Raw genomic sequence first — 13,281 nt, 5'->3', positions numbered from 1 at the left:
CGACCTGGTCACGCTCGCTCCGCCGGAACCGCTTGGGTCGCTTACTGTGTGCCTCGTGCGCACGGCTCGGATCGCCTCGGCCCTCCTGATGGGAGTCGCCGTCGTCGCGTATTCGGGATGGCTGCTGGAGTTCTTCCTCCCGACGGGTGTCTCGCCGGTCCGGGACCCGGCCGAGGCGCTGCTCGCCGGGCCGCCGGTGTTCCGGGTGCTGCTGGCGGTCTCGGGGATCGCGTTCCTGCTGGCCGGGCCCCCGTTGCATCGGCTGGGCCCGGTCCAGTGGTCGGCGCGGCTCAGTTCGATCTCGGTGAGCGCGTTCGGCGCGCTCGTGCTGGCCCAGGCCGCGTACCCGGCGAGCAGCACGGTGCTTTCGTCCCTGCTCAGCGTCGTGCTGACGGTCGGGGTGATCAGCCTCGTGCTGTGGTGGCCGCCGGGCTGGCGGGCGCTCGCCGTCGCGGGTCTGGTGGTGGTGATGGCGACGTGGCTGGCCGTCGTGCTGTCCCGGCAGCTGGACCTGTTCGAGGGCGTGTTCACGAGGATCCAGCTGGTGGTCCGCGCGGTGCTGTTCGGAGCGGGCGGGGCGTACGCGTTCATCAAGCCGGCGCCGCGGCACGTTCCTCGGGGCTGAATTGTCGGTGCCGGGTGGCACCATCACCGGCAGCGGACTCCCGAGGAGAGGATCGACATGGCGGGAAACGTGCCCCCGGTGGCGGACGAGCGTGACGGGCTGCTGCGCTTCCTGGAGCAGCAGCGGTACGTGCTGAAGCTGGCGGCCCACGGGCTGACGGACGAGCAGGCGAGAAAGACACCGACGAAGAGCGCGCTGTCGGTGGGCGGGCTGGTCAAGCACGTGGCGTTCACGGAGCAGGGCTGGATCGACACGGTGCTGCAGGCGCCGCAGAAGCCGTTCGCCGAAGCGATGGCGGACTACGAGTCGGCGTACCGCCTGGGCCCGGAGGAGACGCTGGCGGCGGCGCTGTCCAGGTACGACGAGGTAGCGGCCCGCACGGCGGAGGTCATCGCGGGCATCGAGGACCTGGGCCAGGCGGTCCCGGTGCCGAAGGGAGTGCCGTGGTACCCGCAGGACGTGGAGGCATGGTCGGTGCGCTGGGTCCTGCTGCACCTGATCGAGGAGACGGCCCGCCACGCGGGCCACGCGGACATCATCCGCGAGCACGTGGACGGAGCGACGGCGATCCCGCTGATGGCGGCGGCGGAGGGTTGGCCGGAGTCGCCGTGGGTGAAGCCCTGGCAGCCAGCGTGAGTTCGCGGGTCCGCCCTCGCGCCGCCGGGTGCGGGGAGCCAACGGTCTAGCTCCGCGGCCCGAGCGCGCCGGTCCGCAGCGGCTGGTTCGCGCGACCAGGTTTTACGGCCCGGCGGGCTTGCCCGCCGGGCCGTGGCGACCGTCCAATCAAGAGGGTCGCCTCCGCAACACGCACCCAGGCGCTCATCCCACCCCGACCACCCCGGCCCTCACCTGCCCCAACCCTGCCCCGGGCCCTCCCCCCCGGAGCCCCTGCCCGCGGCTCACCCGGCCCGCACCCCGGGCCCGCACCCGGCCATCGCCCCCGGCCCCTAGGCCCCGGGCCCCTGGGGCCCGCACCCAGCCATCGCCCCCCGGCTCACCCGGCCCGCACCCCGGCCATCGCCTCCGGCCCCGCGCCCTGCCCCCGGGCCCGCATCCGGCCATCGCCCCCGGCTCACCCGGCCCCGCACTCCGGCCATCGCCCCCGGCCCTGCGCCCTGCCCGCTCGCCCCCGGCCCCCGGCCCTGCTCTGCACTCGTCCCGGCCCACTCGCCCCCGGCCCCGCCGCCCGGCACCGATCAAAAAAGCGTCGGCTCCTCAGCCACCGCCCCCTCGATGACCAGCATCCGCAGCTTGGTCTCCACCCCACCCCGCGCGGAGAACCCACCATCCCGCCCACCGGCCGCCAGCACCCGATGACAGGGCACGATGATCGGAACCGGGTTGTGCCCCATGGCCTGCCCCACAGCCTGGGCCGACCCCGGCATCCCCAACGCCCGCGCGATGTCCCCGTACGTCGACGTCTTGCCCGGCGGAATCGCCCGCGCGACCTCGTACGCGCGCCGGTTGAACTCCGGCACGCCCGAAAAGTCCAGCGGAACCGCCGTCAGATCCACCCGTGCCCCGCCCAGCAACGCCACGATCCCGTCCACCGCCTCCTGCACCCGCGGCCCCGGTGTCCCCGGCACCGCGTCCGGGAATCGCCGCCGGAACCAGGCGTGAAGGGCCGAAGCGCCGCCCGAGGGCAGTGACGTCGCGATCACCACGTCGTCGCGCCACGCGAGGCCGCAGACGCCGATCGCCGTGTCGAACGTCGTGAACTCCGCTGTCATGCCGTCACCCTACGGCCGGGGTACGACAAAATGGGCTCGTGCTCGATCACCTCGTCTACGCCGGCCCCGACCTCGCCGACGCCGTCGCCCGGGTCGCCGCGCTCACCGGTGTCACGCCCGCTCCCGGCGGCCGGCACGTCGGCCTCGGCACCGCCAACCACCTCGCCGACCTCGGTGCCGGCGCCTACCTGGAGGTCATCGGCCCGGATCCCGCGCAACCGGACCCCGAAGGGCCCCGCCCGTTCGGCATCGACGACCTCACCGAGCCCGCGCTCGTCGCCTGGGCGGTCCGCGCCCCCGACCTCGACGCGACGATCGCCCGGGCCCGCGCCCACGGCTTCGACCCCGGCGACGCCATCGAGATGTCCCGGGAATCGGCGACGGGCGAACTCCTGCGCTGGCGCCTGACGCCGCCGAGCGCCCCCGGCTCGCTCCGCCCGTTCCTCATCGACTGGGGGACCACCCCGCACCCGACGACGCGCGACCTGCCGTCGATCCCGCTGCTGATGCTCACCGGCACCCACCCGGACCCGGCGTCCGTCCAGGTCGCCACCGACGCGCTCGGCCTCGAACTGCTCGTCCGCCGCGCCGGGAAGGCGAGCCTGACCGCCGCACTCCGCTCACGAGACGGCCGGCAGGTTGCCCTGACCTAGGCCTTGCCCTCGCGCCAGAGGTTGGTCATCGGCAGCCGCCGGTCGCGGCCGAACGCCTTGAACGTGATCTTCGTGCCCGGCGGGTACTGGCGCCGCTTGTACTCGGCCCTGTCGACCATCCGCACCACGCGGTCGATGGTCTCCGGGTCGAACCCCGCGGAAACCAGGTCCGCGTACCCGCGGTCGCCCTCGACGTAGTCGTCGAGGATGTCGTCGAGCAGTTCGTAGTCCGGCAGCGAGTCCGTGTCCACCTGGCCGGGCCGCAGCTCGGCCGACGGCGGCTTGGTGATCGAGTTCTCCGGGATCGGCGGCGTTTCGCCCCGCTTGACCGCTTCGGCGTTGCGCCACCGGGCCAGCTGCCACACGTGCGTCTTGAAGACGTCCTTGATCGGGGCGAACGCGCCGACGGCGTCGCCGTAGATCGTGGAGTACCCGACGGCCAGCTCGGTCTTGTTGCCGGTGGCCAGCACCAGGTGACCGTCCAGGTTGGACAGTGCCATGAGGAGCATGCCCCGGGTCCGCGCCTGGATGTTTTCCTCGGCCAGGCCCGTGAGCGAAAGCTGGTCGACGTACACGCGCACCATGTCCTCGACCGGCTCGACGCGGTAGTGCGCCCCGATCCGCCGCGCGAGGTCAGCCGCGTCGTCCTTCGAGTGACCCGACGAGTACTTCGACGGCATCGAGACGCCGTAGACGTTGTGGCCGCCCAGCGCGTCGGCCGCCAGCGCCGCGCAGACCGCCGAGTCGATGCCGCCGGAGAACCCGAACGTCACCGACGAGAACCCGTTCTTGTGCACGTAGTCCCGCAGCCCGATGACCAGCGCCGACCACACCTCGGCCTCGTCCGACAGCGGCTCGCTGATCACCGGCTCGGCCGTCGGCTCGTACGCCGGCAGCGGTTCTTCGCTCAGCACGCGGCGCCGGACGTCCAGGCCTTCGTACGTCCCGTCGCCCGCGTACCCGGTCTTCGGCAGGTCCATGTCCAGCACGAGCAGGTGCTCGACGAACTGCGGTGCGCGCGCCAGCAGCGTGCCGTCCGCGCCGACGACGAGCGAGTCGCCGTCGAAGACGAGGTCGTCCTGGCCGCCGATCTGGTTGGTGTAGACCAGCGGCGCGCCCGCTTCGGCGGCGCGGCGCGCGATGAGCGGCAGCCGCTGCTCGTCCTTCGACCGTTCGTACGGCGACGCGTTCGGCGCCACGACGAGGTCGACGCCGGCGCGGCCGAGCGCCGAGATCGGGCCGCCGTCCTGCCAGATGTCCTCGCAGATGACCATGCCGATGTCGAGTCCGTGGAACCGGACGACGTCGAGCGTGGTGCCGGGCTTGAACCACCGGTGCTCGTCGAACACGCCGTAGTTCGGGAGGTGGTGCTTGAACTGCCGCGCGACGACCTCGCCGCGGTACAGCGCCGCCGCCGCGTCGCGCGGGCCGGCGTCGTCCAGGTCGAGGTAGCCGACGTAGGTCAGCACCTCACCGCAGCCGGCCTCGTCGAGGCGGCGCGCGAGGGACTCGACGCCCTGCCGGGAGGCGGCGGCGAAGGTCTTGCGCAGCGAAAGGTCCTCGACGGGGTAGCCGGTCAGGGACATCTCGGGGAAGACGACCACGTGAGCGCCGGCTTCGGCGGCGCGGCGGGTCCATTCGACGTGCAGGTCGGCGTTGCCGTCGAGGTCGCCGACCGTGGGGTTGACCTGGGCGAGCGCGATGCGCAGTTGCGGCATGCCGCCATTCTGGCGCACGGCCACTCGGGTGGCCGAGCGAATGTGGGCGAAAAGCCAAGGCCCCGCCCGGCGCGCCGGGCGGGGCCTCGCGAACCTACTTCCGCTTGATCATGCTGCGGACCTTCTTGATGGTCTGCTCGAAGTCCGAATCGAACGGGTTGTCGTGCACCAGGTACGTCCACGTCGTGTTCGCGCGCCGCACGCCCGCGTCGCCGAGATCGATGCCGTCGTCGGTCAGCTCGGCCTCTTCGAGGGTCTTCGCCGCCCGCGAATCGGCCTCGCCGATGATCTTGTGGAACTCGGGGATCGCCGCGCGGTGGAACTCGTCCAGCGGCGTCTCCCGCGCCAGCGCGCGCAGGTGGATGCTCTCGCGGACGTCGGTCAGGTACGCCAGGTGGTCCGACCAGAGCTGGTCGATGTGGAACAGCAGCACCTCGCGGCACACCTGTTCCAGCTTCTCCTGGTCGCCGACCTTCTCCTTCAGCTCGGCGAACTTCTCCGGGTGCGCCTTCTCCAGCTGCTCCGCCGCGTACGCGGTGCGAAGCACCTTGTCGCGGTGCACCAGCAGGTCACGCCGCTGCCGTTCGATGAGCCGCGTGTAGCGCCAGGTGTTGCGGTGGATCTCCAGGTCGACGCCCTCGGCGACGCGCTGGGCGTGGTTGATCTGCCGCAGCGCCGCCGGGTCGGTGATCTCGCCGGTCTCCTCGTCGGCCACGATCCCGTCGGGCACGTCCGGTGCGTTCGACAGCACCAGTTCGTCGTTCAGGCTCGCGAAGAAGATCGCGCTGCCCGGGTCGCCCTGCCGGCCGGAGCGGCCGCGCAGCTGCCCGTCGAGCCGGCTCGACGGGTACCTCGCGGTGCCGATGACGTGCAGGCCGCCCAGCTCGACGACCTCCTCGCGCTCGGCGCCGTCGGTGCCGCCCAGCCGGATGTCCGTGCCGCGGCCCGCCATCTGCGTGGACACGGTCACCGCGCCCTTCTTGCCCGCTTCGGCGATGATCGCGGCCTCTTCGGCGTCGTTGCGCGCGTTGAGCACGACGCACTCGAGGTCGACCTTCGCGAGCTTCTCGGCCAGCTCTTCGGACTCGGCGACGTCCTGGGTGCCGACGAGGATCGGCCGCCCGGTCTCGTGCACCGTGCGGATCTCCTCTTCGATCGCCCGCAGCTTCTGCGACGGCGAGGCGAAGATCCGGTCGGGCAGGTCCTCGCGGATGTTCGGGGTGTTCGGCGGGATGACCGCGACCTCGAGCTCGTAGAACTCCCGCAGCTGCTCGGCGACGGCGACCGCGGTACCGGTCATGCCGGCGACCTCGGGGTAGCGCGCGAGCAGCGCCTGCACGGTGATGGAGTCCAGGATCTCACCGCGGTCGGTGGCCTTGACCTGCTCCTTCGCCTCGACGGCTGCCTGCAGGCCGTCCGGCCAGCGCTGCAGCTCGGCGACGCGGCCGCGGGCGGCGTTGATGAGCTGGACCTTGCCGTCCCGGACCAGGTAGTCGACGTCGCGGGTGAGCAGCGCGTGGGCGTGCAGGGCGACGTTGACGGCGGCGAGCCGGTCGGAGGCCTGCTCGTTGAACAGGTCGTCGACCTCGATGCCGAGCGACTTCGCGACCACGGACGAGCCGGCGTCGGTCAGCCAGGCGTTGCGGCCTTCGCTGTCGGTCTCGTAGTGCAGGTTGAGCCGCAGCCGCCGGACGATCTTGGCGACCTCTTCGTCGGCGTCGCTGCGGTCGATCGAGCCCGCCATCACCAGCGGCACGCGGGCCTCGTCGACCAGCACCGAGTCCGCCTCGTCGACGATCGCGACCTCGGGGTCGGGCTGGACGAGGTCGTCCACCTTCGTGACCAGTCGGTCGCGCAGCACGTCGAAGCCGATTTCGGCGACGGCGCCGTAGGTGACGTCCTTGGCGTAGGCGACCTTGCGCTCTTCGCGCGAGTGCGCCGGCTCGACCCAGCCGACCGACACGCCGAGCAGCGCGTACACCGGGCCCATCCACTCCGCGTCGCGTCGCGCCAGGTAGTCGTTGACGGTGACGACGTGAACGCGCTTTCCGCGCAGGGCGTACCCGGCCGCGGCCAGCGCGCCGGCGAGCGTCTTGCCCTCACCGGTCTCCATCTGCACGACGTGCTTGGTCAGCAGGCCCATCGTGCCGAGGACCTGGACGTCGAACGCGCGCTCGCCGAGCGCCCGCTTGGCGGCCTCGCGGCCCAGCGCGCAGACCTCGATCAGCTGCTCGTCGCCGAACGCGGTGTCCTTCAGCGTCTCGCGGAGCTTGCCCGCCCGCTCGGTCAGCTCCTCGTCGGAGAGCTTCTCGAGCTCGGGTTCGAGCTTCTCGACCGCGGGCAGCAGTGCTTCGTAGCGGGTCAGCTCGACGCTGCCCGGCCGCTGGATGATCCGGCGGAGCTTCTTGCCCACCCGGCTGATCAGTGCTGCCACCCCTGGTCTCCCGTTCTCTCTCGCTCGACCGGCCTCCACCACCCAACGCGACGGTGGTGCGTTCGAGTTCCGCGGCCGGATGGGACGATCCAACCGTGTTCCCTCATCCCAGCGCCAGGTCCGGTCGTCGCCGGATCACCGCATTCGCGACATCCGTGCTGATCGCGGCGTCCCTGGCCGCCTGCACGTCCACCGGAAAGGCGGCGCCGCCGGCGCCGACGACGGAGTCGCACCCGCCGTCCGGGCCGGTGCCCGCCGGGCTGGAGCGGTTCTACGGCCAGAGCCTGACCTGGGCCGACTGCGCACCTTACGCGACGTCGGAAGACGCGCGGTCGGCGTTCCAGGCGAAGGACGTCCAGTGCGCCCGGCTGACCGTGCCGCTGGACTACGCCAAGCCGGACGGCGAGACGATCACGCTGGGCCTGCTCCGGCACAAGGCCACCGACGCCGGCTCGCGGATCGGGTCGCTGGTCGTCAACCCCGGCGGGCCGGGCGCGTCGGGCATGGTCGCGGCCGCCGGGCTGATCAAGCCGACGGCGAACATCGCCCTCGGCAAGCGCTTCGACCTGGTCGGCTTCGACCCGCGGGGGATCGGGGCGAGCCAGCCGGCCATCCACTGCCTCACCGACCGGGAGCGCGACGCCGACCGCGCCGACGACAGCGAGACCGACGGCTCGCCGGCGGGCGTGCTCCGGCAGGAGTCGCAGGAAAAGGACTTCGCCGCCAAGTGCGCCCAGCGCACCGAGGACGGCACCGGGATGCTGGCCAACGTCGGCACCCGGGACGTCGTGAAGGACCTGGACGTCCTGCGGTCGGTCCTCGGCGACGAAAAACTCACCTATCTGGGCTATTCCTACGGCACCCGGATCGGGTCGACCTACGCCGAGGCGTTCCCGAAGAACGTCCGCGCCATGATCCTCGACGGCGCGGTCGACCCCGAGCAGGACGCCGTCGAGTCGCTGGTCGCGCAGGGCCAGGGCTTCGGCACGGCGTTCACGCAGTTCGCGAACTGGTGCACCGCCCAGCAGGACTGCGCGCTGGGCCGCGACCCGGGCGCGGCGGTCAAGGTGTTCCAGGACCTCGTCCGGCCGCTGATCGACTTCCCGGTGCCGGTCGGCGACGGGCGCAAGCTCTCCTACGAGGACGCGACCACCGGCGTCATCCAGGCCCTCTACCAGCAGACGCTCTGGGACACGCTCAACTCGGGCCTCAACGAGCTGAAGCAGCAGCGCGGCGCGACGCTGGAGAAGCTCGCCGACATCTACAACGAGCGCGACTCCGACGGCCACTACGGCACCACGCAGGACGCGTTCACCGCGATCCGCTGCGTCGACGACCCGCGCGTCACGGACCCTCAGGTCATCCTCAAGGCGCAGGAGGAGTACGTGAAGGTGGCGCCGTTCCTCGACGACGGCCGCCCGGCGAGCGCGGCCCGCGACGCGTGCGCGTTCTGGCCGGTGCCGAACACGTCGGAGCCGCACGTGCCGAACGTCGAAGGCCTGCCGAAGACGCTGGTCATCTCGACGACCAACGACCCGGCGACGCCGTACCAGGCCGGCGTGAACCTCGCGAAGGGCCTGAAGGGCGCCCTGCTGACGTTCGAGGGCACCCAGCACACGGTGTTCCTGCAGGGCGTGAAGTGCGTGGACGACGCGGGCACGGACTACCTGGTCGACGGCACGCTGCCGCCGGAGGGCAAGCGCTGCTCGGGGCAGTAGCTAGTCCTGCTGGCGGGTGAGCGACAGCTCGATCATCACCGGGCTCAGGTGGTTGTCCGGCGGCGGGATCTGCACCCACAGCCGGACGAACCGCCGGGGCAGCGTGTCGGACACCCACACTTTGGCGGTGAGGTCGGCGTCGACCTGCGCGAGCACGCTGTGCGCCACGGCGGCGGGCACCCGGCCGCCGACCCGCAGCGCGGCCGCGCCGTCGACGTTCTCCCGCCCTTCGGTCCGGGCGTCCGTCACGCCGTCGAGCAGCCGTTTCAGCCCGCCGTGCGCACCGAGGAACCTGCTGACCGTGTACGCGTCGGGCAGCGGACCGGCCCCGGCGTCGGTCGAAACGTGCCGGCCGTTGACGATGAAGCCGAACTTCGTGTGCCCGTCGCCGGCGTCGTCGTCCTGGACGTCGGCCGTGCCGGTCGCGGACTCGCCGTCGTCGAGGGTCGCGTCGCCCTCGATCTGGCGGAGCGGGAAGCCGGGCAGGACGCCGTTGACGCCCGCCGCGAAGTGCACGCCGCGCACCGCCGCGAACGACTGCGCCGCCTCGCGCACGAGGTCGGATCCCGCCGGGAACGGCCCACGCGTGTCCGGTGATCCGGTGCAGCCGGCCGTCAGCAGCAGCACGAGCAGGAGGGCGAAGCGCGACATTCTCCGAGCCTACTGTTGGCCCGATCTTTGCGAACGCTGTCCTTCCGGCCACTTTCGGCTCTCCGCGCGCGCGGAGAAACTGCCAGGGTGACTGTCGAAACCCGCCCCGCCCCGAAGCTGCACCGCGCCTGGCTGATCGCCGGTGCCGCGTTCGTCGCGCTGCTCGCCTCCGCCGGTTTCCGCGCGGCCCCCGGCGTCCTCATCGACCCGCTGCACGAGGAGTTCGGCTGGTCCCGGGCCACGATCAGTTCAGCCGTTTCGGTGAACCTCGTGCTCTACGGCCTGTTCGCGCCCTTCGCCGCCGCGCTGATGGAGCGGTTCGGCATCCGCCGCGTCTCGGCGACCGCGTTGTTCGTCATCGCCCTCGGCGCGGGCGGCACGGTCTTCATGAGCGCGAGCTGGCAGCTCGTGCTCTGCTGGGGTGTGCTGGTCGGCGCGGGCACCGGCTCGATGGCGATGAGCTTCGCCGCCACCGTGGCCACGCGCTGGTTCGTGCGCAGCCGCGGGGTCGTCACCGGCGTGCTGACCGCCGCGGGCGCCACCGGCCAGCTGATCTTCCTCCCGCTCATCGCGAACCTCGCGGTGAGTTCGGGCTGGCGGACCGCGTCGCTGGTCATCGCGATCGCCGCCCTGGCCGTCGTCCCGGTCGTCCTGCTGGTCATCCGCGACCACCCGGCCGACGTCGGCACCACGGCCTACGGCGCGCCCGCCGACGCCGAGGCCGCCCGCCCGGCGTCGAAGACAGGCTCCGCGCGCAGGGCGCTTTCGGTGCTCGCCCAGGCCGCCCGGACCCGCACGTTCTGGCTGCTCGCGGCCGGCTTCGCGATCTGCGGTGCGACGACGAACGGCCTGGTCGGCACGCACTTCGTCCCGGCCGCGCACGACCACGGCATGCCGCAGACGACCGCGGCGGGCCTGCTGGCCCTGGTCGGGGTCTTCGACGTCGTCGGCACGATCTTCTCCGGCTGGCTCACCGACCGCGTCGACCCGCGGATCCTGCTCGGCGTCTATTACGCCCTGCGCGGACTGTCGCTGGCCATGCTGCCGCAGCTGTTCAGCTCGAGCGTGCAGCCGAGCATGTGGGCGTTCATCCTGTTCTACGGGCTCGACTGGGTGGCCACGGTGCCGCCGACGGTCGCGCTGTGCGTCCGCGCGTTCGGCGACGCCGGCCCGATCGTGTTCGGCTGGGTCTTCGCCTGCCACCAGCTCGGCGCCGCCTTCGCCGCGTCGGCCGCCGGCCTGGTCCGCGACCAGCTCGGGAACTACAGCCTGGCCTGGTACTCCGCGGCCGTCCTGGCCGTCATCGCGTCGGTCGCTTCGCTGGCCATCACGCGGGCGAAGAAGCCCGTCCCGGTGCTCGCGACCTGACTTCGTCACCCTCGGCGCGTCGTGAAACATGCCGTTAACACGCTGTCGTTAGGGTGCGGCCATGGATCGCCAGCAGGAATTCGTGCTCCGCACGCTCGAGGAGCGCGACATCCGTTTCGTTCGTCTCTGGTTCACCGATGTGCTGGGGTTCCTCAAGTCCGTCGCGGTCGCGCCGGCCGAGCTGGAAGGCGCCTTCAACGACGGGATCGGCTTCGACGGCTCGGCCATCGAGGGCTTCGCGCGGGTCTACGAGTCCGACATGGTGGCCAAGCCGGACCCCGCCACCTTCCAGGTGCTGCCGTGGGAGACCCCGGAGGGCGGGCCGTACTCGGCGCGCATGTTCTGCGACATCGCGATGCCGGACGGCTCGCCGTCGTGGGCCGACCCCCGGCACGTCCTGCGCCGCCAGCTGTCGAAGGCCGCCGAAGCCGGCTTCACGTGCTACGTCCACCCGGAGATCGAGTTCTTCCTGCTCTCGAGCGTCCCGGACGACGGCACCGAGCCCGAGCCCGCGGACAACGGCGGCTACTTCGACCAGGCCAGCCACGCCACCGCGACGCACTTCCGGCGGCACGCGATCGAGACCCTCGAGGCGATGGGCATCTCGGTCGAGTTCAGCCACCACGAAGGGGCACCGGGCCAGCAGGAGATCGACCTCCGTTACGCCGACGCGCTGACGATGGCCGACAACGTGATGACGTTCCGTTACGTCGTCAAGGAGGTCGCGCTCACCCAGGGCGTGCGCGCGACGTTCATGCCCAAGCCGTTCACTGACCAGCCCGGCTCGGGGATGCACACGCACGTCAGCCTGTTCGAGGGCGACCGCAACGCCTTCTACGACGCCGAAGACCCGCACGAGCTGTCGGAGACCGGCAAGGCCTTCGTCGCGGGGGTGCTCCACCACGCGAAGGAGATCTCGGCGGTCACCAACCAGTGGGTGAACTCGTACAAGCGCCTGATCAGCGGCAGTGAAGCGCCCACGACCGTGTCGTGGGGGCGCGCGAACCGCTCCGCGCTCGTCCGCGTCCCGATGTATTCACCCGGAAAGGCGTCATCCCGACGGGTGGAGATCCGTACCCTGGACTCGGCGTGCAACCCGTACCTGGCGTACTCGGTCATCCTGGCCGCCGGGCTCAAGGGGATCGAGAAGGGCTACGAGCTGCCGCCACCCGCCGAGGACAACATCTGGCAGCTGAGCGACTCCGAGCGGCGCGCCGCCGGGTACGCGCAGCTGCCGCAGAACCTGGGGGAGGCGCTGGCCGAGATGGAGAAGTCCGAGCTCCTGCCGGAAGCGCTCGGCGAGCACGTCTACGACTTCTTCCTCCGCAACAAGCGCGTGGAGTGGGACAACTACCGCAGCGCGGTCACCCCGTACGAACTCCGCACCCTCCTCCCGGTGCTCTGATGGGACGGCGGCCGGCGCTCCTCGCAGTGCTGGCCGCCGTGCTCGTGCTGGTCACCGCGGCGCCGGTCGCTTCGGCGGCCTCGCGGTTCGACCTCGACTCCGCCGACATCCCGGCGCTGCAGGCGCGGATGGCGTCGGGCCGGCTCAGCGCCGTGGAACTGACCGGGCGGTACCTCGACCGGATTCACCGGATCGACGGAAAAGTCAACGCCGTCCTGGCGCTCAATCCCGCTTCGCTGACCCAGGCCTTCGAGAGCGACGCCCGGCGTCGCGCGCACCGGCTGCGCGGCCCGCTGGACGGCATCCCGGTGCTGGTCAAGGACAACGTCGACACGCGTGACCAGTGGACGACGGCAGGGTCACGAGCGCTGCGCAGCTACCCCGCGAAGGACGCGACGCTGGTCACCCGGCTTCGCGCGGCCGGCGCCGTGATCCTCGGCAAGGCGAACCTGTCCGAGTGGGCGAACTTCCGGGCCGCGAAGCCGACATCGGGCTGGTCCGGCGTGGGTGGGCAGACGAACAACCCGTACGTGCTGGACCGCAACCCGTGCGGGTCGTCCGCCGGGTCCGCGGCCGGCGTCGCCGCGTCACTGGCCCAGGTGGCGATCGGGTCGGAGACCGACGGCTCGATCGTGTGCCCGGCGGGGATGACCGCCACGGTCGGGCACAAACCGAGCCTCGGTCTGGTCAGCCGCACCGGCGTGGTGCCGATCTCCGCCGAGCAGGACACCGCCGGGCCGATCGCACGCCACGTCGTCGACGTGGCACTCACCCTTTCGGTGCTGCAAGGGCGGGATCCGGCGGATCCGGCGACCGCGGAGTACCCGCGCACCCAGCCGACCGACTACGCGAAGCTGCTCGAGCCCGGTGTGCTGCGCGGCGCGCGGATCGGTCTCTGGCGGTTGCCGGTGCTCGGCCCGGAGACGGACGCGGTCATGACGTCGGCGCGGGACGCCCTGGTCCGGGCGGGCGCGACGGT

General features: G+C 71.8%; 11 protein-coding genes (1 of these 11 cut by a window edge). 7 read left to right on the top strand and 4 right to left on the bottom strand.

All coding sequences use genetic code 11. The features are described from left to right. Positions 1 to 55 precede the first annotated feature (55 nt). Positions 56 to 625 carry a hypothetical protein gene (locus tag BT341_RS42560; RefSeq protein ID WP_245805283.1) on the top strand — a complete coding sequence of 190 codons (570 nt, stop codon included), beginning with the start codon at positions 56 to 58 and terminating at the stop codon, positions 623 to 625. Positions 626 to 682: 57 nt separating this feature from the next. Next, on the top strand, positions 683 to 1,261 hold the full coding sequence (locus tag BT341_RS42555; protein WP_072481589.1) for a DinB family protein: 579 nt from the start codon (positions 683 to 685) through the stop codon (positions 1,259 to 1,261). Between the two features lie 560 nt (positions 1,262 to 1,821). On the opposite strand, the gene BT341_RS42550 is transcribed toward BT341_RS42555, so the two are convergent. Further along, entirely contained in the window at positions 1,822 to 2,355 is a 534-nt protein-coding gene (locus BT341_RS42550) for a methylated-DNA--[protein]-cysteine S-methyltransferase (protein ID WP_072481588.1), read from the bottom strand. 38 nt (positions 2,356 to 2,393) lie between these two features. Here BT341_RS42550 and BT341_RS42545 point away from each other — a divergent pair, with 38 nt between their 5' ends. Then, complete coding sequence (locus BT341_RS42545) at positions 2,394 to 3,008, top strand: VOC family protein (RefSeq protein ID WP_072481587.1); 615 nt, start codon at positions 2,394 to 2,396, stop codon at positions 3,006 to 3,008. Here BT341_RS42545 and BT341_RS42540 read toward each other — a convergent pair. Together BT341_RS42540 and secA2 are read right to left on the bottom strand one after the other, a co-directional pair. After that, positions 3,005 to 4,726, bottom strand: a complete 1,722-nt coding sequence (locus BT341_RS42540; protein WP_072481586.1) for an NAD+ synthase — start codon at positions 4,724 to 4,726, stop codon at positions 3,005 to 3,007. The two genes, BT341_RS42545 and BT341_RS42540, sit on opposite strands and share 4 nt — an antisense overlap. Before the next feature lie 94 nt (positions 4,727 to 4,820). Continuing rightward, positions 4,821 to 7,160: an accessory Sec system translocase SecA2 gene (gene secA2 / locus BT341_RS42535; protein WP_072481585.1), complete on the bottom strand. Its 2,340-nt coding sequence runs from the start codon at positions 7,158 to 7,160 to the stop codon at positions 4,821 to 4,823. A gap of 155 nt (positions 7,161 to 7,315) precedes the next feature. Here secA2 and BT341_RS42530 point away from each other — a divergent pair, with 155 nt between their 5' ends. Then, positions 7,316 to 8,878, top strand: coding sequence for an alpha/beta hydrolase (locus BT341_RS42530; protein ID WP_072481584.1), 1,563 nt, complete (start codon positions 7,316 to 7,318; stop codon positions 8,876 to 8,878). Here BT341_RS42530 and BT341_RS42525 read toward each other — a convergent pair whose 3' ends face one another. Then, a complete protein-coding gene (locus tag BT341_RS42525; RefSeq protein ID WP_072481583.1) occupies positions 8,879 to 9,529 on the bottom strand; it encodes an LppX_LprAFG lipoprotein in 651 nt (216 codons plus the stop codon). It lies immediately after the preceding gene. An 87-nt stretch (positions 9,530 to 9,616) separates the two neighbouring features. Between BT341_RS42525 and BT341_RS42520 the strand changes: the two genes are divergently transcribed. The 3 genes from BT341_RS42520 to BT341_RS42510 all read left to right on the top strand — a co-directional run. Continuing rightward, entirely contained in the window at positions 9,617 to 10,897 is a 1,281-nt protein-coding gene (locus BT341_RS42520; protein WP_072481582.1) for an MFS transporter, read from the top strand. A gap of 61 nt (positions 10,898 to 10,958) precedes the next feature. Further along, the gene (gene glnA / locus BT341_RS42515) at positions 10,959 to 12,302 is read left to right on the top strand and encodes a type I glutamate--ammonia ligase (RefSeq protein WP_072481581.1); all 1,344 of its coding nucleotides are present in this window, start codon (positions 10,959 to 10,961) and stop codon (positions 12,300 to 12,302) included. Then, positions 12,302 to 13,281, top strand: the 5' portion of a protein-coding gene (locus BT341_RS42510) for an amidase (protein WP_072481580.1). 577 nt of this gene lie beyond the right edge of the window; 980 of the gene's 1,557 nt are visible here — the first part of the coding sequence; it begins with the start codon at positions 12,302 to 12,304; its stop codon lies beyond the right edge, outside the window. Before glnA ends, BT341_RS42510 begins: the two co-directional genes overlap by 1 nt.

The organism is Amycolatopsis australiensis, assembly GCF_900119165.1.
Taxonomy (GTDB): Bacteria; Actinomycetota; Actinomycetes; order Mycobacteriales; family Pseudonocardiaceae; genus Amycolatopsis; species Amycolatopsis australiensis.
The sequence above is the reverse complement of the archived record's forward strand: the minus strand, read 5'-3'. Positions and strand labels throughout refer to the sequence as shown.